This is a genomic window from Pseudoalteromonas umbrosa, assembly GCF_030125375.1.
Classification (GTDB): Bacteria; Pseudomonadota; Gammaproteobacteria; order Enterobacterales; family Alteromonadaceae; genus Pseudoalteromonas; species Pseudoalteromonas umbrosa.
In genome coordinates this window covers 1,438,358-1,459,161 of the sequence record NZ_JASJUU010000001.1, presented here as the reverse complement: position 1 = coordinate 1,459,161, position 20,804 = coordinate 1,438,358, and the positions used below count along the sequence as shown (strand labels likewise).

The 20,804-nt window shown below is 38.6% G+C and carries 19 protein-coding genes; 15 read left to right on the top strand and 4 right to left on the bottom strand.

Annotated elements, in window-relative coordinates:
* Positions 1–230 precede the first annotated feature (230 nt).
* Complete coding sequence (locus QNM16_RS06280; RefSeq protein ID WP_284019687.1) at positions 231–1,382, bottom strand: tetratricopeptide repeat protein; 1,152 nt, start codon at positions 1,380–1,382, stop codon at positions 231–233.
* Positions 1,383–1,810: 428 nt separating this feature from the next.
* Here QNM16_RS06280 and QNM16_RS06275 point away from each other — a divergent pair, with 428 nt between their 5' ends.
* Together QNM16_RS06275 and QNM16_RS06270 are read left to right on the top strand one after the other, a co-directional pair.
* A complete protein-coding gene (locus QNM16_RS06275; protein WP_284019686.1) occupies positions 1,811–2,059 on the top strand; it encodes a hypothetical protein in 249 nt (82 codons plus the stop codon).
* 520 nt (positions 2,060–2,579) lie between these two features.
* Positions 2,580–3,365, top strand: a complete 786-nt coding sequence (locus QNM16_RS06270) for an ion transporter (RefSeq protein ID WP_284019685.1) — start codon at positions 2,580–2,582, stop codon at positions 3,363–3,365.
* An 85-nt stretch (positions 3,366–3,450) separates the two neighbouring features.
* On the opposite strand, the gene QNM16_RS06265 is transcribed toward QNM16_RS06270, so the two are convergent.
* Both QNM16_RS06265 and QNM16_RS06260 read right to left on the bottom strand, forming a co-directional pair.
* Positions 3,451–4,749, bottom strand: coding sequence for an amidohydrolase (locus QNM16_RS06265; RefSeq protein WP_417709419.1), 1,299 nt, complete (start codon positions 4,747–4,749; stop codon positions 3,451–3,453).
* Positions 4,750–4,994: 245 nt separating this feature from the next.
* The gene (locus tag QNM16_RS06260; RefSeq protein ID WP_284019684.1) at positions 4,995–5,168 is read right to left on the bottom strand and encodes a hypothetical protein; all 174 of its coding nucleotides are present in this window, start codon (positions 5,166–5,168) and stop codon (positions 4,995–4,997) included.
* Between the two features lie 792 nt (positions 5,169–5,960).
* Here QNM16_RS06260 and QNM16_RS06255 point away from each other — a divergent pair.
* The 5 genes from QNM16_RS06255 (at position 5,961) to QNM16_RS06235 (ending at position 11,372) form a co-directional block, all read left to right on the top strand.
* Positions 5,961–6,806, top strand: a complete 846-nt coding sequence (locus QNM16_RS06255; RefSeq protein ID WP_284019683.1) for a TolB-like translocation protein — start codon at positions 5,961–5,963, stop codon at positions 6,804–6,806.
* A 184-nt stretch (positions 6,807–6,990) separates the two neighbouring features.
* Positions 6,991–7,752 (top strand): ribonuclease H family protein, encoded by a 762-nt coding sequence (locus QNM16_RS06250; protein WP_284019682.1) that lies wholly within the window; start codon positions 6,991–6,993, stop codon positions 7,750–7,752.
* Positions 7,753–7,835: 83 nt separating this feature from the next.
* The gene (locus QNM16_RS06245) at positions 7,836–8,405 is read left to right on the top strand and encodes a hypothetical protein (protein ID WP_284019681.1); all 570 of its coding nucleotides are present in this window, start codon (positions 7,836–7,838) and stop codon (positions 8,403–8,405) included.
* Positions 8,406–8,895: 490 nt separating this feature from the next.
* Entirely contained in the window at positions 8,896–9,819 is a 924-nt protein-coding gene (locus QNM16_RS06240) for a hypothetical protein (RefSeq protein WP_284019680.1), read from the top strand.
* 410 nt (positions 9,820–10,229) lie between these two features.
* Positions 10,230–11,372 (top strand): alpha/beta hydrolase-fold protein, encoded by a 1,143-nt coding sequence (locus tag QNM16_RS06235; RefSeq protein ID WP_284019679.1) that lies wholly within the window; start codon positions 10,230–10,232, stop codon positions 11,370–11,372.
* Between the two features lie 255 nt (positions 11,373–11,627).
* On the opposite strand, the gene QNM16_RS06230 is transcribed toward QNM16_RS06235, so the two are convergent.
* Entirely contained in the window at positions 11,628–12,104 is a 477-nt protein-coding gene (locus QNM16_RS06230; RefSeq protein ID WP_284019678.1) for a hypothetical protein, read from the bottom strand.
* 522 nt (positions 12,105–12,626) lie between these two features.
* Between QNM16_RS06230 and QNM16_RS06225 the strand changes: the two genes are divergently transcribed.
* From QNM16_RS06225 to QNM16_RS06190, 8 genes are all read left to right on the top strand, one after another.
* The gene (locus QNM16_RS06225; RefSeq protein ID WP_284019677.1) at positions 12,627–12,992 is read left to right on the top strand and encodes a Fis family transcriptional regulator; all 366 of its coding nucleotides are present in this window, start codon (positions 12,627–12,629) and stop codon (positions 12,990–12,992) included.
* A 184-nt stretch (positions 12,993–13,176) separates the two neighbouring features.
* Positions 13,177–14,049, top strand: coding sequence for an alpha/beta hydrolase family protein (locus QNM16_RS06220; protein ID WP_284019896.1), 873 nt, complete (start codon positions 13,177–13,179; stop codon positions 14,047–14,049).
* A gap of 90 nt (positions 14,050–14,139) precedes the next feature.
* On the top strand, positions 14,140–14,553 hold the full coding sequence (locus QNM16_RS06215; RefSeq protein ID WP_284019676.1) for a ribosomal maturation YjgA family protein: 414 nt from the start codon (positions 14,140–14,142) through the stop codon (positions 14,551–14,553).
* Positions 14,554–14,702: 149 nt separating this feature from the next.
* On the top strand, positions 14,703–14,918 hold the full coding sequence (locus tag QNM16_RS06210) for a hypothetical protein (protein ID WP_284019675.1): 216 nt from the start codon (positions 14,703–14,705) through the stop codon (positions 14,916–14,918).
* A 444-nt stretch (positions 14,919–15,362) separates the two neighbouring features.
* The gene (locus QNM16_RS06205) at positions 15,363–16,721 is read left to right on the top strand and encodes an alpha/beta fold hydrolase (protein ID WP_284019674.1); all 1,359 of its coding nucleotides are present in this window, start codon (positions 15,363–15,365) and stop codon (positions 16,719–16,721) included.
* 185 nt (positions 16,722–16,906) lie between these two features.
* Positions 16,907–17,734, top strand: a complete 828-nt coding sequence (locus QNM16_RS06200) for a MerR family transcriptional regulator (RefSeq protein ID WP_284019673.1) — start codon at positions 16,907–16,909, stop codon at positions 17,732–17,734.
* Positions 17,735–18,004: 270 nt separating this feature from the next.
* Positions 18,005–19,897: a S9 family peptidase gene (locus tag QNM16_RS06195; protein WP_284019672.1), complete on the top strand. Its 1,893-nt coding sequence runs from the start codon at positions 18,005–18,007 to the stop codon at positions 19,895–19,897.
* Positions 19,898–20,042: 145 nt separating this feature from the next.
* On the top strand, positions 20,043–20,504 hold the full coding sequence (locus tag QNM16_RS06190) for a hypothetical protein (protein WP_284019671.1): 462 nt from the start codon (positions 20,043–20,045) through the stop codon (positions 20,502–20,504).
* Positions 20,505–20,804 lie beyond the last annotated feature (300 nt).

The window sequence follows — 20,804 nt, the reverse complement described above, 5'->3', positions numbered from 1 at the left end:
TTGTTATTCATGCGTGATAATCATTCTGACTCGTAAGAGGGGATTGATAAAGCGATATATTAAGTATCTAAAATTTACTTAAATATATGAAGAACTGAGTAAAATTTGTTTGGCACAAGGTAGGGAAGGTTTAGCTGTCATGAAAATCTAACTTGCTCAAGCAGAGTTATAATAAGTATCTCTTCAGTGAGCTAGTTAGCGCGCTAGAACAAATCTAGCGCTTAACTTATTTATGGTTTAGGGATAGTATCGCGCTTAGCTTGAAAGAGAGAGCGCTTATCAGGGTCCGATGCTCTTTCAACAGCCAATGCAAGTAGTTTATCGGTTTTCTCTATATCCCCTTTTGAATGGTAAATTCTGGCTAATTCAAAATATGGCTCAGGCAAGTAGGGGGTTTCAATGATGACTTCCTCCAGCTTTTGGATGGCTTTAGTAAAACGCCCCTTTTCAGCAGATCTTTGTGCGACTTGAATCTTATCAAACGGTGTTAAAGCCGTTCTATCTAGTAAACTTTCTAGTTGTTTGACAAGCTTGATATTATTCTGTTTTTTGGCAATAGAAAGGTAATTTGAAAGTAAGTTTTGGCTCGTTAGGTTATGGCCCTTTGCGTATTCATAAATTCTAATAGCATTGCTTTTTTGTCCGCTTCGACGATGCAGTACAGCAGCAATATTAATGAGTTCAGGGTCATAAGGTCTGTATTGAAGTGCTTTATTGAGCAAGTTATAGCCTTTGCTAAAATTATTTTCTAATAACGCGTCGACAGATTTATTTGCATAATATTTAGCGACAAGATCATCATAATTTGCATTGTCGATAAAAAAACTGTCTTGTGCAGGGAAATAATCTACGACTGTGCCTGCCCTGATGATTTCAATAGTATTTGAATTATTGGCCGTTCTTGGTGCCAGTAGCTTGGTACGAAAGTGATTTGAGATCAAGATTGTGTTGTTATTTTTCTTAAATATAGGAACTGTTCCCACCTCTATAAATGTCGTATCTACTTGCGCAAGTTTTGCATATGCTTGAGTTAATATAGCCAAAGAGATGCAATTACCTTCATTTCTTTCCAATGACTCCGTGGCTGTGAGGGTGTCTCCATCGTAAGTGAATAGCTTAATTCGTTGCTCAAGATAATTGAAAATGATTTTATCTTCTCTAATACCTTTGGTTTTTTCATTGTTAAAATAGCTTAAGAATTTTTTTTGCTCTTTAGGCGGGAGAGTGAAGATGTCTTGTTCATTTATAATTGGGGTTTTCTCGAATGTATTATCACTAAAAAGCTCCGAGACAGGTGGAATTATTTCTGATGGGGCAGAAGTTGTACTAGAGCAACCGTTTAGTAGACCCATAAAAAGTAAAAAAGTTATATGCTTAGTCATAAATAATACCCTTAATGACAGTGAACGCAAACTTAGTTATGACATGAAATTATATATCTTTCAATATAATAACGTAGTAGCTTTGGAATGAAGTTAATAGGTGTAGTATTTTGGGGCTATTTTTTATTTTGTTTTTTCTAATGGTGAGATTTGAATTTAGTATAATGGTTAACTGCTATTTTATATTTGGCTTTATATTGATTTTTGACTAAATAGGTTGGTGAACCTTAAAGCTTCAAAAATTGCTCAATGTTAGAAATGATGAAAGTTTGAAGGCATATGAATGATGCGTTAAAAAGTTATAGATTTAGACACCGATAGTTTCAACTGATTATGAGAAATTGAAAATAAATCAATTCATATTTGTTGGAATTTTAAACAGTAAACGGTTAGCTTATATTTCCAATACAAACACAAGGAAATGAAATATGAAATTCTCTGTCAAGGGTATCGCAGTCATCCTACTTTCTGTAAGCGCACTAATACCAGCTGTTCAGGCATCAGGTTCACCATACACGTTGTGTAAATATGAATTTGAAACTGGCGCACCAGATCATATCAGGCCACCAAACTCAGATTCATTCACTAAGTACTATTCTGGTCATGTTAGCTGCCCGTCAACTTATGTTGGTGCTTGGGGCTATTATTTATTAAAGATTCAAAGGCACTTTAATTAAAATTATGTAACCAAGGGATTCGGGTCTCCTAATATCAATTATAAAAAACCTCTTTTTAAGAGGAGGTGATGTCAGGGGAAGCCTAACAGGTAGCTTTATTTAAGGTAAATAGAGCTACTTTATTCCTTGAGTTCTCCCCACACAGTTGTGTTAATTCAACATCATTCTATTTTGTAGTCTTGTTTTTAAATTTTTTGAGTTTAGCCATACGTGAAATTTAAAGGGCTATGCTACTTAGTTAAAAGCTCATAACCCAACGCCAGTAATGCGTAGTGTGAGCTGCCTACTGATACTTTATCGTTTAGTTTCTACATTTAACGATAGATTCACATTTTATACTTAAGCTACCTTGTAATGCCTAAAATATAACCCCCAAATTATTGTTAGATAACAGTAAAGGGAAAAGGCAAGCAGACTTTTTACTACAGTATTTTCTACTTTTATTGTTGACAAAGTCTAAATTAAATAAAATCATCAGCTTTATTTTTATTGAACCTTTAGTTATGTCGAGCTTAAAAATATGATGTCTAAAATAACCGCTTTAGTTGAAGCAAAGCTTTTCCAAAACTTTTTGATAGCAGTCATTTTATTTAATGCTGTTACCTTAGGCTTGGAAACCACTACTTTTGGCAAAAGCAATGCTGACTTATTGCACAAAATTGACACTGTCATCTTACTTATTTTCACTTTTGAATTAGTGTTAAAGCTAATTGCGTATCGATTGCAGTTTTTCAAATCTGGCTGGAACTGCTTTGACTTAATCATTGTCGCAATTTCTTGGGTACCTGCTGGTGGCGCACTGTCAGTGTTACGAGCATTCAGAATTCTCAGAGTATTACGCCTGTTCTCTGTGGTACCACAGATGAGAAAAGTCATAGGGGCTTTGGGTCATTCTTTACCTGGTATGGCATCAGTTGTAGGTGTGTTGGGGGTTGTGTTCTATGTTTCTGCGGTATTGACCACCAAGTTATTTGGTCAGCATCCAGATCCGAATATGCAAGAGTGGTTTGGTAGTATAGGCGCGTCTTCGTACACATTGTTCCAAGTCATGACGCTAGAGAGTTGGTCAATGGGTATTGTCAGACCCACAATGGAGCTGTTTCCTTACTCTTGGCTGTTTTTTATTCCGTTCATTGTTTTTACGAGTTTTGCAGTGCTAAACCTTTTCATTGGTATTATTGTCGACGCGATGCAAGTCATGCATGAGCAAGAAGAAAAAGAAGAGGGCGCATCTGCGACAAAAGAGGATATTCAGCGTCTTGAAGCCAAATTGGATGCGTTGTTAAAAAGCAACAAAAACAGTTGATTGAATTTGTGCTGAGTAAAATTGTTTGAAAGGGTGAGTGCAGTTAAACACTTATTGCACTCACTTAGTTATACATATCAATAGGTTAATTTGATTGCGACAAGTAATCGAGGGTGAACTCAGTGAGTGCGCGCGTACCTAATTTAAAGGCTGATTCGTCGGCAAAAAAGTAAGGTGAATGGTTACTTGGTGCATCTTTGGGGTGTGTGCCTTTCGGTGTTCCCCCTAAAAACACGAATAAACCAGGTACCTCCATGGCGTAAAATGAGAAATCTTCGGCTCCTGTCACTTTCGGCATATTTATGAGCCCAGCGTCGCCGACCACTTTTGCAAGAGATGGTAGCATTTTCTCGGTCAGCAGTGGATCATTGACTGTGACTGGGTAGCCTTCTTTGATCACGACTTTGGCCTTATTGCCAGAGGCTTTTGCTGTATGCTCTGCGGTGTGGGTTATTTTATCAAAGATCTGCTGTCTATTTTCCATATCAAAGTTGCGAATTGTCCCTATCATATTAACTTCTTCAGGAATGATATTGTTTCGAACGCCGCCTGAGATTTTGCCGAAAGACACGATAGCAGGCTCTTTGGTAATATCTATTTGTCGGCTCACAATATGATTGACTCCAGATACAATTTGAGCGGCGGCTGCAATTGGGTCTGCCCCAGCCCAAGGTGTAGAGCCGTGCGTTTGTTCTCCGGTCACTTTAATTTCAAATCTATCGGCACTGGCCATCGTTGGGCCACTTCGATAGCCGATTTGGCCGACATTGAGTTTGGATGTGATATGTATACCAAAGGCCACATCGGGCTGGTATCTATCAAATATGCCTTGCTTTAACATTAGCTCGGCTCCGCCTTCCTCTCCTTCTGGTGCGCCTTCTTCAGCCGGTTGAAAAACGAACATGACGTTACCTGCGAGCTCACTTTGCATACCGCTTAGTACTTCAGCTGCACCCATTAACATTGCGACATGTGTATCGTGGCCGCAAGCATGCATAATACCGACATCGACACCCTGATAATTTGTCACCTTTGTAGATTTAAAGGGTAAATCAGTTTTTTCTGTAACCGGCAGCGCATCCATATCAGCGCGTAACATAACTGTTGGCCCGGGCTTTGCGCCTTTTAAAAAACCGACGACGCCAGTGTAGGCAATGCCTGTTTCAACTTGCATCCCTAAAGACTTTAAATGTTTTGCGACGAGCGCAGCAGTGCGCACTTCACGGTTGCCCAGTTCGGGGTTTTGGTGGATATCCCGCCGCCAATCAATGACTTTTGATTCTACTTGATTGAGTAGTTTAATGTGATCAGATAAAGCCAACGTGTTATAGCTTAAACCCATCAGCAAAATTGATAGTCCTATTTTATTTGTTATTTTCTTCATATCCTTTCTCATATTTTTATTGTTAGTACTTAGCATATCTAACACGAGAAATAGGTATTTTGAATTAAATTCGACGAGTTGCTAGGTAAAAAGGATTGGCTTTTATTTCGTTATTACAACTTGAGGTGTTCTATGACATTAAGCTTGTTTGTTTATACAGGGAATTACCTTGTCAGATATTTTGTGAACGATGCGTACCTTTGCTTTTTGCAAGGTAAGCATCGTTTTTTATCTTTGATTACTTATTAGCAAAGCCTTGAGTGGCAAGTACCAAAAGAGTGGCAACCATAAGTTGTACCTGTACAGTCTCTCCAATCTGTTCTAAAACCGCCTGCAACCTTATCTGTTAATTCCTGTGGTAGGTTTTTGTTTGTTCTTGTGAGGCTTTTCATATTTTTTTTGTTAAGTAATAGTTTCATTGTAATTTCCTTTTTTGTTTGATAATTGCTCATTCATCATAGTTTGATTGAGATATTTGGCTATTGAAAAATAATGAAATGAAATATTTTATATTTAGTTCAATAAATAGGATAAAGTTTGATGAAAACGGGCGTTTTATAAGTTGGTTGTAGTTATAAAGTTTTGGATTGCTTGTTGAGTTAAGCTTTTTGTACTTTTTCTTTTAATAATGTGCCGTGCTGTTACACATTCATATTGCTCAAGTTTGGTTTAGCGATTCAACATATTTATGTTGTTTTTGTCACTCATGCTGAGCTTATTCTCGGGGTGTAAAGTATTTTTATTAGGCACGTGTGTAGTGTCATTATTATCACGATCATAAGTTGATTTTCTGGGCTTTAAGATTTTAATCTTTGATTTTCATAGTCTTGATTGAAGTTTAGTCGCGGTGGGTTCTGTTTACTTGAACATTTCACTTTTCGCGCACATACGGGAGTTTGGAGAGCAACAAGTGATTGGTTAGATGCGCAGAAAATTGAGTTGATTAGGTCGAAGAGAACCTAGCTGGTTGTGTTAGAGCTTCGAAAAATCAACATGTCAGCTCCCAACTTATTACAGATGGAATGTAATTAACAATTTGATATAAATACGTATTATTTTCTGTTGTGTGCTCCAAACTGATTTTCAAGAAAAATCAAAGAGAAATCATAAAGACGTAAGGCGCTTTTTGTTTGAAGTGCATACGCTGAATTTGCTTAATCGAGTTTGGCCTCGATGAGATAACGAATTGAGCCAATAATAAGGAAAAAACAATGAAGCTTTACTCTTATTCAATCACGCTACTTTTATCAAGTTTAATATTTAGCGCTACTGGATTTGCCAAAGATATTACGGGCCCTTATTTTGGGCAAACACCACCTGACGAGACGCCAGAAGTTTTCGCGCCCGGTATTGTATCTAAAGAGCATCGCGATTGGACTGGCAGATTTACGCCAGACATGACTGAATATTACTTTACAAGAAACAATCGTGAGGCTCGAACCAGTACGCAATTAATGTTTAAGCTGATTGATGGGAAGTGGCATGAAATAGAGTTGCCAGCAGGCGTTGGCGGCGCTTTTTCTGCTGATGGTATGAAAATGTATTCAGGCAGAACCTATCGTGACCGCATTGGTGAACAATGGTCTGAACCAAAAAGTATTGGCAAGGCATTTAAATCGATACCAATTATGGTGATCAGCGTATCAGACAAGGGTATGTATGTTTTTGATGAGCGAGAAGTTAAAGGTACGATTCGATACTCCCGTTTGATTGATGGCAAACGAGAGGCACCCAAAGCGTTTGGCAAACAAATAAATTCAGGAAAATGGACAGCGCATCCATTTGTAGCACCAGATGAAAGCTACATTATTTGGGACAGTGAAAGAGAAGGTGGCTATGGAAAGACTGACTTGTATGTGAGCTTTCAATTGGAAAATGGTATATGGAGTGATGCAATAAACTTAGGAGATAAAATCAATACGCCCGGACCAGATACAGGCGCTGTGGTATCTCCTGATGGAAAGTACTTATTTTTCAACAGAAAATTTAGCGAAGATGACTCGGATATTATGTGGGTGGATGCCAAAGTCATTGATGATCTCAGGCCCAAGCGTTAACAGTCATATTATATTGTTAGTTGAATAAAGGCGCCTATGGAGCGCCTTTATGCATTTTAGTGTAATTGTTGTCCTTATAGTTAAAGTATTCGCTGTTTTTTCATCTACTCGTGCATATATGCGTTTTTTTTCGCTGAGATACTCTACAATGGAGCCTGCACCTCAAGAGCGCTAGGAGAAAAGTTTGGCTAAAAAATATTATGTTGTTTGGAAAGGCAGAGAAACGGGGATCTTTACGACATGGACGCAATGCAAATCTTTGGTTGATGGCTTTGCGGGAGCTCGATATAAGTCTTTTCCGTCGTTAGCAGAAGCTGAAGCCGCGTTTGGTAAAAAATCTAATTTACAAGGTGAAAAAAGTACGGCAAGCAAAGGTGCTAAAGCCCCAAAACCAGCGCCGGTGACGCAAGCGCAAATCGATACTATGCCATATGAATTTAAAATCTTTACTGATGGTGCGTGCGATCCGAACCCTGGAGAAGCGGGAACTGGGCTTGCTATTTATCAAAGCAATCAATTAGCTGAGCTTTGGTATGGGTTTTATCAGCCGGTTGGCACAAACAATACGGCTGAATTGCGAGGGTTGAAGCAAGCACTGGTGGTTGCTCTTGGTTATTTAGAACAAGGGCACACTGTTGGAATATTTTGTGACTCTAAATATGCGATTGATTGTATTACTAAATGGGCCATAGGTTGGCAAAAAAAAGGTTGGACCAAGTCCGATGGTGAGATCAAGAACTTAGATATTATCCAACCGACCTTTGAGATTTATCAAAAAATTGCGACTAAGGTTAAGATCCATCATGTCAACGGGCATGTTGGCATAGAGGGTAATGAACTTGCTGATCGGATGTCAATTGTTGCTATCGAGCGTCAATGCGAGACACTACATCAGTTTGAAGGTATTGATAATATTGATTCCATATTGGCTTTGCGAGCTGGCTAGGCACATACTCTTTAATACAATGATTTTATTTAATTAAAAGCAATCTATTTTCTGATAAGAATAATATAGGGAGATATTGAACAATGAAATTCAGTTTTATCATGTTTGTAATGGTGATTCTCTCTGGCTGTACTGCACAGTTATGGCATTCACCCAGCTATCAAGAGAAAGTTACCGGCTTTTACGCGGCTAGTGATAAAAAGTTGCTATTAATTACTGGCACAAAATACAGCTATGTTTTTGAGGCTGGTGATTTACTGACAAGTTCATTAGAAGTAAGCAGACATATTGAATTTATTCCTACGTATAGTGGCTTCAAAATCGATAGGAACAACCAGCTCACAGGTACACTTAAATTAGTGTCTAATAGGGTTGCAGATAAGAAAATGCTAGCGGTAAATAACATCCCATTTGATCAGCATGGCAATGTAGCGCTGGAGTTTAATTTAAAAGGTAAGCGCTATGATGTTGAAGGAGACTTTCCTTTTCAAACCTTAGCGGATGATCATTATGTTGTGATTGAAATGCCTGAAAGTGGGGTTACTAGAGTGGGTAAAATCGTCGTGACTCCAGTCGCCGTTGCCATTGATGCCACAACAGTTGTGCCTATGGCTGCTTTTTTTGGTGTCTTGGGTATTTTAAACAAGGTTTAAGGACTTGCCCATTGATCATAAATTTATCGTGTACTTAAAGACGCTTTTGAAACCAATGGTCGGCAATAAAGCGTTTCGTTTTATATTTATGCTTTTTGTTACTTATTAATAGTAAGTTGTGGACTTTATCAAGTCAGCTTTATTGTTAGGTCGATACTTTGGGATCGACCACTTTACATTTGTTTATACTTCCTGTGTCTCATATCTATTTACAATGATGGGCTCGGCCCAGCCATTGATTAATGCTCTCTTCACCGTGAAAGCGCTTCCATGTTTTACATTAGTTTACACCACATATCGATTAAAGTTGGTAAATTGGCTTCAGTGAATTGAAAGCTACTTACTTGATAATAAATAAAAATTAAATCTGCTCTGTTTTTTCTGGTAAACACTTGCATGAGTGCGACTGGCCAGAGTGGTAAAACAAAATGCAAAGTAAACTTGGAAACCTAAGTTGATTTTCGAGTGACAAGAAGTAAAGGATAAAACCATGAATAAAATTAAATCAGTTTCAAGTGTGATATGTATTGCGGCGACAATGATGTGCAATGTGAGTGTAGCCGCCTCATTTTCTGCTCTAAAAGGGGATTGGTTTGGTCAAAAAACGCCAGGGTTAACGCCAGAGGTATTTGCAGCAAATACAGTGTCAATTGAAGGTCGTTATGAATTTGGTATCTCTTTTTCTCCAGATTTAAAAGAGATGTACTTTACTGCATTAGATGTGATTGATGGGGTGGATACAAGCCCTAAAATTATGTACTCAAAGATTGAGAACGGGTACTGGACAAAACCAAAAGAAGCTGGTTTTACTGGCGGAAAGATGGAGTATGAGCTCGTTCCTTACGCAAGTTTAAATGAAGAGCGAGTGTACTTTACCGGCAGAAGCCCTGACTCTAAAGAGTCTGGTATTTGGTATGTCACCAGAGAAGATGGAGGTCTCAGTGAAGCAAAGCGTTTTGAATCACCACTTAACACGGGGCGACTCTCTGATTTTAATCAGGGCATTGATGGCGATATGATCTTTACCAATATGTCAGAGCGCAGAATGTATACCGCACAAAAAGAAAATGGGCAGTTTTTAAAGGCCAAGCCAATGGACATTGAGTTTGGCTTGCATGGATTCATCTCGCCAAATGAAGACTACTTACTGGTTAACGCAAGAAACCGTGACGATAAAGCGAGAAAAGACAGTGATTTATTTGTTTACTTTAAAGAAGCTGATGGTAGTTGGTCTAAACCGATTAATTTAGGCACGAGTATCAATACACCTTACTCAGAAACAGTGGCCAGAGTATCGCCAGATGGTCAGTATTTGTTTTTTGCCAGATATAACGAGCCAAATGATGTATCAAATATTTATTGGGTCAGCACGCAAATCATCACTGAGTTGAAAGAGGCTTACTTCAAAGGGTAGTTAAGAATAATGCATGAGCATGGTAAGGGAGACCAACTTACCATGACTACTTACTGGGTAAAATTACTACTATTGTCTGGGCATTTAATATTTCATAATTTCAGTAATCATGTCCTTTCTTCTTTTATAGTTTCGTTTGGAAAAAAGAAATCCTATATGCTTTTAGCATTGAAATTTAGTTTGTTGTATTTTTTAAGGAACTTTATCATGCAGTTAGGCTCTATACTCCGAATATTCACTAAACTTGATAAATCAAAGAAGTAAGTAACTGTAATCAAAGCTCATTGTTTTTCTATTGGATTCATACAAAAAGGTGAGTAGTGGAACTTTTGAAAATGGACAAAGTAGCTTATCAACTTGGCTTTATTGGTACGGTGGAATAATCAAAATAAATCAAGGAGATATATAGAGTGATTAGAGTGGCCCTTATCTTTTTGCTGTTGTTGCAGTTTAGCGTACATGCACAATCGCAAGTCAGTATTGCAAAAAGCTTTGAATTTGAATCAAAAATACTAAAAGAGCAGAGAACAGTAGTGGTCTCTCTGCCGGATGGATATGACGCCTCAAAAGCCGCTTATCCCGTGATCTACCTATTGGATGGTGTTCAAAATCTAAAACATGTAGTGGGGAGTGTTGATGTTTTAACACGCGTTGGTAGCATGCCGCCCAGTATTATTGTTGGGATCAAAAGTGAAAACCGCATGAAGGATTTCAGCCCTACAAAAATGGTTGGTGTTGAGGAGAGTGGTGGAGCGAAAACTTTTTTGAATTTTTTGAGTAAAGAACTCATTCCATATATCAACAATACATATAGAACAAATGATTTTAGCGTGTTGGAAGGTCATTCCCTAGCTGGGTTGTTTGCCGCTTATACATTGATGGAATCGCCAGATTTGTTTGATGCCTACATAGTGATGGGTCCCGCATTTTGGTGGAATAAAGAAGAGCCAGTGAAAGACTTTCAAGCATTTTTAAGCGCTTCTGATGCGTTAGATAAAGCATTGTACTTTGGTGTTGGAAAAGAAGATGGTAACCGTCATTCGTTGAAGCGATTTGTCAAAGAGCTTGAAACTACAACACCTAAAGGTGTTCGTTGGAAACATGAAGAGTTTGATGATGAAGGACATATGTCGGCACCACTGCTTAACAACTATTTTGCGCTTAAATTTATCTTTTCAGACATGAGGCTTCCTCAGGCGATTATGGATGACTTTAGCAGTGAGAAATTCTTAGCCCATGAAGCAGACATTATGAAAAAATATGGTCAAGCAGCGAAGCAGCCTCAAGAAATATATGTGCCTTTGGCCCTAGAGTTAATGAAGCAGGAAAACTATGCTGGTGCTGTTACTGTGTTTAGACGTAATGCTGAAGCTTACATCATGAATAAATACCCGCAAAATTATGTTTGGTTGGCTGAAGCTTTAGAAAAAAATAAGCAAGTGAAAGAAGCGATAAAAGTATATGAGCAAGCTTATACACTCTCAAAAGAAACAGGTTACGGTGAGGCTGATAAATTTGCTGAAAAAGTTAAAGAACTAAAAGCAAAGTTGTAGATATCGGTTTGTTTATTTCACAATGTGCTCCTTGAAGATTTTAAACTCGGAGCAGACTGACAACGAAGATATTTAGCGGGTGGGCTTAGGAGTTGATTTACCCAGAGATATAAAGAGTGAACGGTCTAACTTGCTTTCCACCTTATATTGATGGTTTTAAGACGTTTATTTAAGTCACTACACCTGCTGAGTAAAGGGAAAGAAATACTTACTCTCCCTTTTATTAATACTTTATTCAACAGGGCTTATCTGAAATTAGCGCTTTCTAATACCTGGTACACAGCGGTAAAAGTTTGTTTTCGGTGCGCCAAACCATCCCATTGCTTTTGAATCATGAACAGCATATAGCTCATATTCAGCACCAGGCTCTAATGTAATAGCAATAGATGCCATACCTTTAAAACCAGCACGCTCTGGCTCTTTACTAAAGTTACACTCTAGGTTCAGTACAACTTCGCCAGATAAAACCTCACGAGGTTGGCTTCCTTCGCCTGTATAGTAAATGAAACCATGCTCATCATATTGTACACCTGGGATTAATAACGCATTATTGTTATCAAAATCGAACTCAGAAACAGCCACCATTTTAACTACATCAACATGTGCGTATATAGTAGGGTCTGCAACTTCAGGTGCGTTTAATACTTGGTCATACGAGTAAATTGTAGCGGTTGTTGCCATTGCTGAGGTAGATAGAGCCGTTAGGGCAAGTGCAGTAAGTAATTTTTTCATTTTTTATCCTTATAAAATTTAGTTAACTTATGATTTGGTGCCTGTTGATAGAAAAATAGTACCCATAAAATGTTTTAATTGAGTTTATCTTTTATTAAGTATTTGTTAAATGGGTTTGATCATATTTATAACTAATATTTAATGAATTCAGGTTTGATTTATGAAGATACTTTCGTACTTGAAACTATTTACATTGATTTTTGAGTGTTATTTTTCTGTTCGAGTAATTGTTATTTGATATCTCTAGAACCTGGTTTTATTTAAAAATACGCAGTTAACATCTCCTAATTATGAGAGGGAAAGTTTTAGAGTTGACGAGCAAAAAATATAAATTGAGCTACTTTATTTAATGAAGCAAGGAGCATGGTATAGGTATTGCTGTCTTGTTGAATAAAAGCAGAAGCGCTTAACAATTAGATTAAACGGCGCTAAGATATCGTGAGTTTATTTTATACCAGTTCGATAATTAGCCTCTATTGTGTTTAATGCTTCGGCTGTAGTTTAGAGGTTGCATCTAAGATTATGCGCAAATCAGATAAGAAATTAGAAAAAGCCATTGTAGCTGCCTTGACAGAAGCGTGTGAAGACGCTTTGAAGGTATATAAGGGGTTTGAGTGGTTAACTCATGTGGTCAATTTTCAAAACTTTCCCGACAGCTTAACGGTCGTATGTATTTTTGATAATCAAGAGAGCTTAAACTTGGCAATGGGCGACGATAAAGGTGCTGGGTTTAAGTCGGCTATTGAGAGCAAGTTAACAGCACACAACATAAAGGTTAAAGGCATTAGCAAGCGTATTTTATTTGATACAGAAGAAGCCTGTGACGCCGAGCATAATGGCAATTGGAGTAAAAGGTTGGATGGTGTGCAGCACGCACGTCATGTTTAACTGAAAATGCACTTTTATACTTAGCCAAGAGATGGTCAGTGTTTTAAAAACATACCTATTTTTGAAGTTAGTATTTTATCAATCTATATTTTAGAGTTTAAACTCTAAGTTGGGCTTTTATGGCTTGCTAACTGGTTCTACCAGTTGTAAGCTGTCAGCATATATTTCTTCATTTATTGCAACTATGCCATTTATTGTATGTCGAGAAATCACAGTGCACTGTGAGGATAAATACCGACTATCTGCAACGGTGTATTTACCCAAAGGTACATTAAAAGGTGCCGTTTTAATTGGTCCTGCTACTGGGATAAAACGACAATTTTATACCGCTTTTGCAGAGTTTTTGGCTGCCAATGGTTATGGCGTTTTAACTTATGATAATCGTGGAATTGGGCAATCATTACAAGGTGATATCAGTGATCATGACGCGACATTACAAAGTTGGGGGCAGTTTGATCAGCAGGCCGCCATTGCTGCGCTAATATCTGAATTCCCTGACTCCAATTATCATTTAATTGGCCACAGTGCTGGTGGACAGTTAGTTGGTTTGGCATCTAACGCATTGAAGCTCCATTCAATGTTTAATATTGCGAGCTCATCGGGGCGTTTGCTTAATATGAAGTTGCGGGATCAAGTTAAATCACATTTTTTTATGAATGTGTTTATTCCGTTTTCTAATTTAATTTTTGGTCATACCAAGTCGCAGTGGTTTGGCATGGGAGAGCCATTGCCTTCAGCTGTGTCAAAGCAGTGGCGTACTTGGTGTAATGGAAAAGGCTATGTGAAAACCGCATTTGGTAAAACTATAGACAAGCACTACTTTTCAGAACTGACTTTTCCCGCTATGTGGGTGAATGCTGTGGACGATTTTATTGCAAATGATAAGAATGTGCGGGACATGATGTCTGTAAGTCCTAACACGAAAGCAGAAACTTTAACTTTAAACCCCAAAGAGTTTGGTTTGAAAGAAATTGGTCATATGAAGTTTTTCAGCCGCAGATCAGAGGTACTTTGGCAAATATGTTTAGATTGGTTAGCTAAACACTCCGAACAGTGATTTTAGGAGACGCCTTGCAAAATTGATAGTGGTATAATCGTGTCCTTTAATCTGTATTAGCAGTATAAAAATCAGGAGATTAAATAAAAAATGGAGTTTAAAACAGAGCAAAAAGTTAAGGTGCATGGGCTTTATGTAGTTTTAACTATATTAACTATGTCACTTGGCCTTGTAACCAGAACGAGCATGTTGGATTTTCCTCAGTGGGTCCATCTTTACCTTGGGGATTGTTTGTGGGCACTAATGGTATTTTGGCTAATATGTACATTAAAGCCCAAGTTTACCAATATGCAGTTAGCTATGATCGCATTATTGTTTGCTTATACGATAGAGTTCTCTCAGCTTTATCAAGGCGACTGGTTAAATACAATAAGGCATACCAAGCTTGGCGGGTTGGTGTTTGGGTTTGGTTTTAAAGTGAGCGATCTAGTGTCATATACACTTGGTATTGGGTTTGGTGTGTTTATTAAACAGGCATTGTTGGATCAGAAGATAAAGCCGTAATATCCTTCATGCGATATTCATCGAACTATTTGCTGCATCTATTTGTTACTTTGATTTAAAGCTGTGCTTTTAAACTTTATTGACAACATTGCATTAAGTATGGTGAAAATATTACTTAACCAATTAGGAACAGTTAAAAGGATATTTTCATGAGTGCACAATCAGCTAATGCGCAAACTAAACACACGCAAGCATACTATATTGGAAAGGGCGTCGCTGCAGGTAGCATAATTGGGTGCATTATTGGGTTGGCTATAGGGATACCATTTGGCTTCCTCGCTTATATCGGCATACCAATTGGTGCGGGTGTTACTATTGGTGTTGCTTGTGGTTTAGCTATGCACCGTGCGAAGCATAAAGCTTAAATATGCTTTTGAGGGCGCTATGGATTTTTCAGTCACTATAGATGGTTTGATATTGTTGTTTAGTGGTGCTGTAATCTTACTGTATACCAGTGGAAAATTGTTCCCTAGTCTCATCAAGAGTGAAGCCACACAGGGTTATAGAATCCCTTTATATTTGATTGGGGTCGTCATCACTCTGCTGGGTATTGGCGCAATGATACACGCGTTGTTTTGAAAATACAGCTCGACAACTTATTACTTTTCTTAGGCACCTAAATACCTTCCACTTGTATTTATATTTTTTTGTTGTTTATTAACTTTTGAATTTAAATACCTCATTGTCAATGAATTGTATTAGTAATCGCTTATGGATTAGCTTTTGGTTAATAAGTGGGTTCATGCAATAATGCAGGTGATATAAATAACAAAACAATATGTTGCAGGTTTATCTAGGGAGTACTCATATTGAAACTAAAAATATTATCACTATTTTCAGCGGGTGTTTTTTCTTTATCGGCGCAAGCAACTACATTTGGGGCGTGCGACTATGCCATTAATATATCAGGTTTTGAAGCATCCACATGTGCCAAAACAAAGGTGCCACTTGATTATACTAATCTAGAGCTTGGTCAAATAGAGCTTGCTGTTCGTCAATTTCCAACAAAAGATGCTAAACAGTCCCGTGGGCAAGTGTGGCTTATACATGGCGGACCTGGTGAAGCAGGCGCAGGGTTCACTCCTTTTTTGTCCGTCTTTCGGGAAGCGTTTAAAGGGTATGACATTGTAGTGCCGGATCATCGAGGAACTGGTGAGTCTAGTCGACTTTGCCCAGCTCAGGAGTCAGCAAACAGTGAAGCCGGTTATGCACTGGGTAATACAGAATGGGGGCCCTGCATAGGCTCTCTATATGCTAATCCATCTAGAACACAGGCGTTTACAATTACTCATGCTGCTAAGGATCTGGCAGGCTTAATCGAAAAGTACCGCTCAGATAAAGAAGTGTATGTATATGGTGTATCTTATGGTACGCAATTGACGTTACGCCTTATGCAGGTGGCTTCTCCAAAGTTAGACGGTATTATTTTAGATGGGCTTGTACCAAAAGAGGGAGATACTGAATGGGAGATCAGTTATCGCACCAGAGTTGTTGATACTGTAGGGCGTAAGCTACTGACAGAACAACAAGAAAAACAGTTTAAAGCACTACTAAAGTCTAATAATCAAGTGTGGAAGCCAGCACTGGAGGGGGGAGATATTCGTTTTTTCATGGCCTCATTGCTTAACTATCATGACTTACGAAGCCGAATCCCGGATTTAATTAAGCAATTAACTGCTGGTGATACGTCACTTCTCAAGCAAACATTGCAGGCACTTAAAGATAAGCAAGGCGATATCATTTCTGCATATCCATTGGCAGCACCATCCTTGCCACTTTCAATGTTGATCACCAGCTCAGAGAATAACAGCCGGACTAATTTAACCAAGGAAATAGTGAGCAAAGAGGCAGAAGGTGCGCTATTTACTAGTCACTTACCTCGACTGTTGGTAGATGTTCCCGCGCCATTATATTCACGTGATAAATTTTTTGGGAAGTTACCAAAGCAGCTCCCAAGAACCCTAATTGTACAGGGCACACTTGACCCCAACACACCTTATGAAGCGGCCCAAACACATTCTAAATACCTTGAAAAGCTTGGCGATGTTCAGTTTTCCACTGTGAAAGATGCTGCGCATATTTTACCTATGGTCGCGCCTAAATGTTTTACTCATTTGGCGTCTCAATTTGTATCTAAAAATAAAGTCTCTGAGATATGTGAACTTTAAACAAGCTCAGTAAATGCATCGAGCATCTTGTTAAAGTGTGCGGTGCTTTACTTTAAACTTCAAGCTTGAACTGAGTTTTATCAAAAAGTACGTTCATCAAAAAAATTCTACAAAAGGCTTGACCCTTACGTTAGGTGATAGTTAACGATTAATTTGTCTTTCAGTAGTAACTAAAGGATTTAGAGTTGAATAAAGCAAAACGTTATAGCGTGAGTCAATTAAGCAAACTTGCTGGGGTGAGTGTTCGCACGCTGCACCATTATGACAAAATTGGCTTATTAAAGTCGCTTCGAGGAGCAAACGGTTATCGTGAGTATACGCAAACTCACTTGATCAAGTTGCAGCAAATTATTGTGTATAAAGAGCTCGAATTTAGTCTTGAAGAAATACAAAGTATTTTAAACGCAACGGATTTTGACTTATTACAAGTTCTAAAAGACCAAAAAAGTATGCTGTTGAAACGACAAGAAAAAACACAGTTAATTATCAACAGTTTGGAGAATTCAATGAGCATATTAAATGGTCAAAGTAACTTAAATATCTTGTTTAAAGATTTACCTTCAGAAAAAGTCGAGCGTTGGAAAGATATGATTGCGCAGATTACAGAAAGTGGAACGTTAGATGAGTTTTATTTATCTTTGCAGCACTTAAGTAACGAAGAGGCTGAGTTTGAGCAGCGTTGTTTTGATGAGTGGGTTGAAAATTATAAATCATTGCTAAGTTTGCCTGTTCACAGCGAAGAAGTGCAAGCCTCAGTTGAACAGCATTTTGCGATAACCAACCGACTTACCTACATGATAGAGGATAGTGGTGCTGATTTTAAAGGAGTAAGTTACGAGGGGTACGTGGAACATGCCGACTCAGTTGTATCGAATGATATTGCTCGAGACATGTATGAGCATTACAGCATCGGAATGGCAAGTCATTTACATAAGGCAATGCTGCACTTTGCTGATAACACATTAAAAGGTAACAGCGACAAGTTTAAAAACTTGGGGTTAGATAATAGTTAAATAGAGGACTAACCTACAAAAATGTAGAACAAAGCGGTGATGATTTCATCACCTCTATTATATTTACCAATCAACACAAACCAAATTACTTCCCCTAAGGGCATTATCACAGATGTCCTTATTTATTGTTTAAATTCATACTATTTCATAAATTTAGCACTTTAAACTCAGTCAAAATATAGGTGTGACCAGTTAATCACCTTGATTGCTTTTAAGTTATGACCGTTTTATGTAGTCTAGACGGGTTTTTATTTTTGGAGGCATTTCGCTATGTTGCGAATTCTTATTTCTGCAAGTTTAGGCCTTGCAGTAAGTGCAGGTGTGTCAGCACAAGATGTGATGACCCCTGAAAAATTGTGGGAAGTTAAACGTGTTACTGCGTTGGGATTAAATAAAGATAAAACCCATGTCATTTACAGTGTAACGACCCCGAGCGTGGCAAATAATGATTTTGCTAGCAAGGTTTATCAGGTGCCTGTTAAAGGTGGAAGTGCTCAGCTATTAGAAGCCTATCAAGGTCAGTTAATCGATAGCAATATCTCTCCTGATGGCACTAAGAAGCTATTCCATAAAAAGGTGAATATTGAGTCGGTTTTAGCAACTCATAGACATAAAGACTTGTCTCAAGCGAATGCTTATGTATTCGATGACCTAAATTATCGCCACTGGGATACGTGGAATGATGGTGGCTTTAAGCACGTTTTCTATCAAGATTTAGCGACTGAAAAGAAAGTCGACATCATGAAAGGCAAGCCTTACTCAAGCCCAACCTCTCCATTTGGTGGCTCAAGTGATTACATTTGGGGTCCTAAAGGCGAGAATATTTACTATGTGAGTAAAAAGCTGACGGGCACTGAGTATGTTACCAGTACCAACACAGATATTTATCGTTATAACCTAGCAAGTAAAAAAACCACCAATATCACCGAAAGTAACCTAGGTTATGATAAAAGCCCTGCGTTTTCGTCAAAAGGAAATCTGGCGTGGCTTCAAATGGACGTGCCAGGGTATGAAGCGGATAAAAACGACATCATAGTGCGCATAAAAAACAAAGAAGTTAATTTGACTGAGCATTGGGATGGCACGGTAAATAGCTTCAAATGGAGTCCAGATGGCAAGCGTATTTACTTTGTTGCGCCAACCGATGGCACAATCCAATTATTCCAAGTATCAGTCAGCACTAAACCAAAAATCAAACAGCTAACGAAAGGCCAGTTTGATGTGAATGGTATTGTCGCGGCAATGGATAAGCACTTAGTTGTGACGCGTAGCAGCATGAACCGCGCATCAGAAATTTTCCGTTTTGACCTGCGTAAGAAAAACCTAACAGCACTGACTAAAGTCAATGATGCATTTTATGCGGGCCTTGACTTGCCAACTGTTAAGAAGCGTATGGTGACGACAAAAGACGGTCAAGAAATGCTAACTTGGGTGATTTATCCACCTAATTTTGATGAAAGTAAAAAATATCCAACATTACTTTATCTACAAGGCGGCCCTCAGTCTGCGCTCTCGCAGTTTTATTCGTTCCGCTGGAACTTCCAAGTGATGGCTTCACAAGGTTATATTGTTGTAGCACCAAACCGCCGCGGTATGCCAGGTCACGGTGTTAAGTGGAATGAAGACATTACGCAAGATTGGGGTGGTAAGGCGATGCAAGACTACCTTGATGCCATTGATGATGTGTCAAAAGCGTCTTACGTTGATAAAAAGCGCATTGGCGCAATCGGTGCAAGCTTTGGTGGTTACTCTGCATTTTATTTAGCGGGCAACCATGATGGTCGCTTTAAAACCTTCATCTCACATTGCGGTATCTTCGATTTACGCAGTATGTACGGCACAACGGAAGAGCTATTCTTCGTAAACCATGAATTTGGTGGCCCATATTGGGAGCAAGGCAATGCGTCTATCAACCAAACGTATAATGAGTTCAACCCAATTAATTATGTAGATAAGTGGGATGCACCTATGTTTGTGATCCATGGTGGCAAAGACTACCGTGTACCATTAGGCCAAGGTATTCAGGCGTTCCAAGCTGCAAAATTACGTGGTTTAGAGAGCCGTTTCCTTTACTTCCCGGAAGAAAACCACTGGGTACTGACGCCGCAAAACGGCATCGTATGGCAACGTGAGTTCTTCAAATGGTTAGAAGACACACTATAAACTAGCAACAAGTTAGTTTGTATTAAACGTTTTGATGCCTGAGTACAAACCTGTGCTCAGGCATTTTTATTGCTTTGATGATGGTTTTGAAGCGATAAAGTTGGCTATTATCACGGTAGTTACTAGATTAATTAAAGGACTATAAATGAGTTTCAGAGGCTTATTGTTCAAGGGCATCTTACCCTGTACTCTATTGGCAACAGCAGGTTGTGATGGAGATCCTTATACCGGCTTTGGTTGCATTGCTAATGAGTCACACCCTGCGGTGGGCCATGCAAGAGCGCTGTCAGCGCAGCAGCTCCAGCAAACCTACTTTACACTGAAAAGTTTACGTTCAGTACATACTGTTGATGTATTTGGTAAAGTTCTGCGAAACGAAGATATTCCTGATAGTTTGCATTTTTTAGAGGCGGACTCAATCAAGTTGCGAGTGTCAGGCCTTCCCTATGTTGTTTTGGCAAATTGTTTTGATGAACGCATTGAACTGAGATTAACTTCACCCGAAAGCCAGAATGGCCCGTCAATTACCTTGCAATGGGCTGCGCCGACAAAAAACAATGCGTACGCAATAGGAATGCAAGTGCTTTGGGAAATGGAAAGTCTTTAGTAACACGCAAAAATAACATACAAAATTATTAGCTGAGTTCCAGTACAGCTTGATTCAATTAGATAACCTGATCTAACAACACATACTTATTTTTATGTCTGATATTTTCCAAGCGAAGGGCTTGAGTGGTTTTAATTTATTGATGAGTTTGCCGCTAAAGCTGTACTCGTAATCTAAGGGCTTTCATCAACCTCAAGCCACTACCATAAAGTAAATAGGCTTTTAGTAAATGTTGATGATGGTTGTGTTATTAACCTATTTTTGTCGATTGGCTGAGCAACTAAAAATTACATTATCGTC

Coding starts and splice junctions, on each gene's coding strand:
- QNM16_RS06280 (WP_284019687.1), bottom strand. CDS start 1,382: ATGACTAAGCATATAACTTTTTTACTTTTTATGGGTCTACTAAACGGT.
- QNM16_RS06275 (WP_284019686.1), top strand. CDS start 1,811: ATGAAATTCTCTGTCAAGGGTATCGCAGTCATCCTACTTTCTGTAAGC.
- QNM16_RS06270 (WP_284019685.1), top strand. CDS start 2,580: ATGATGTCTAAAATAACCGCTTTAGTTGAAGCAAAGCTTTTCCAAAAC.
- QNM16_RS06265 (WP_417709419.1), bottom strand. CDS start 4,749: ATGAAGAAAATAACAAATAAAATAGGACTATCAATTTTGCTGATGGGT.
- QNM16_RS06260 (WP_284019684.1), bottom strand. CDS start 5,168: ATGAAACTATTACTTAACAAAAAAAATATGAAAAGCCTCACAAGAACA.
- QNM16_RS06255 (WP_284019683.1), top strand. CDS start 5,961: ATGAAGCTTTACTCTTATTCAATCACGCTACTTTTATCAAGTTTAATA.
- QNM16_RS06245 (WP_284019681.1), top strand. CDS start 7,836: ATGAAATTCAGTTTTATCATGTTTGTAATGGTGATTCTCTCTGGCTGT.
- QNM16_RS06240 (WP_284019680.1), top strand. CDS start 8,896: ATGAATAAAATTAAATCAGTTTCAAGTGTGATATGTATTGCGGCGACA.
- QNM16_RS06230 (WP_284019678.1), bottom strand. CDS start 12,104: ATGAAAAAATTACTTACTGCACTTGCCCTAACGGCTCTATCTACCTCA.
- QNM16_RS06225 (WP_284019677.1), top strand. CDS start 12,627: ATGCGCAAATCAGATAAGAAATTAGAAAAAGCCATTGTAGCTGCCTTG.
- QNM16_RS06220 (WP_284019896.1), top strand. CDS start 13,177: ATGCCATTTATTGTATGTCGAGAAATCACAGTGCACTGTGAGGATAAA.
- QNM16_RS06215 (WP_284019676.1), top strand. CDS start 14,140: ATGGAGTTTAAAACAGAGCAAAAAGTTAAGGTGCATGGGCTTTATGTA.
- QNM16_RS06210 (WP_284019675.1), top strand. CDS start 14,703: ATGAGTGCACAATCAGCTAATGCGCAAACTAAACACACGCAAGCATAC.
- QNM16_RS06195 (WP_284019672.1), top strand. CDS start 18,005: ATGTTGCGAATTCTTATTTCTGCAAGTTTAGGCCTTGCAGTAAGTGCA.
- QNM16_RS06190 (WP_284019671.1), top strand. CDS start 20,043: ATGAGTTTCAGAGGCTTATTGTTCAAGGGCATCTTACCCTGTACTCTA.